1 protein-coding gene is annotated in these 1,031 nt (G+C 66.0%); it reads right to left on the minus strand.

The window, feature by feature from the left end; genetic code table 11:
* Nucleotides 1-215: 215 nt before the first annotated feature.
* On the minus strand, nucleotides 216-1,031 hold an 816-nt coding region (locus Q8R75_RS02810; protein WP_305663505.1), incomplete at its 5' end, for an FAD-dependent monooxygenase.

Below are 1,031 nucleotides of genomic sequence, written 5' to 3' on the forward strand. Positions count from 1 at the left end.
TCTTTCATGGTGACCTCCTTGAAACATGTGTCGTTTCCGGTAGATCAAGTCCCATGCCAGAGAGGGCGAGGTCGTCAGCCACAGGGAATGTCCAGTGAATCAGCCATGATGCTTGGCGTGGTCAGGCGTAGGCGCAGGCGCAGTTGTGCCACAGGTGTCCCAGATGCGAGACAGCAGCGCGTCCCGCTGGGCCGGATGTGACACAGGTGCGGGGTCTAGCGGTTGAAGAAGTTGAGGTAGGAGAGCAGGTCGTTGAGCTCGTCGGAGGGAAGAGCCGAGCCGATGAGCACGCCGGAGATCCAACCCGCGTTGTGCGGACGGCGGGAAGCGCTGCGGATCAGGCTGCCGATGGCCTTGGGCGTGCGGAGGGTAAGAAGGCGTCGGGACATCTGCAGGGCGTCGCCGATCTCGCGCCAGAGCAGGCCAGGATAGGACACCAAGCCGTCGGCGCTGGTATTGCCCGCGCGGCAGGCCTGCACCAGTACCTCCGCGGCGATGCGCGCCGAGATAAGCGCATTGGCCACTCCCTCGGTGCTGCACGGGGTGGCAAGCCCAGCCGCGTCGCCCACCAGCAGGAAACCCTCGCCGTGGATCTCGCGCAGGGTATTGCCCACGGGCAGGATGCGCACCTGTGTCTTGCCCATCTGTTCGGCAAAGGCGAAGCGTTCCTTCAGTGTGGGCGAGGCCAGGGCCTGGTCCAGCACCTCCTCCAAGTGCGGACGCTTATCTTTCCAGGCCTCCAGCGGCAGGGCCAGGCCCACGTTGGTCTGGCTGGTGCGGGTGGGGTGCAGCCACAGGTAGCCGGGTAGGGCTCGCTCCGGGAAGTGGACCTCCATGTGGCCGCGCAGACCTATGACTTGGCGGTAGTAGGCCTGGGCGGCGATGATCCGATATTCCGGGTAGCGCGGCATGTGCATGCGGCGCGCAACAAAGGAATTCGCTCCGTCTGCGCCGACCAGCACATGCGCCGTGAAGCTCTCCGTGCGCCCGGCGCCCCGGTCCACGGTGACGCCGCAGGCCCGGCCCTCCTG

This window comes from Methyloversatilis sp., from assembly GCF_030696805.1.
In the GTDB taxonomy this organism is placed as follows: Bacteria; Pseudomonadota; Gammaproteobacteria; order Burkholderiales; family Rhodocyclaceae; genus Methyloversatilis.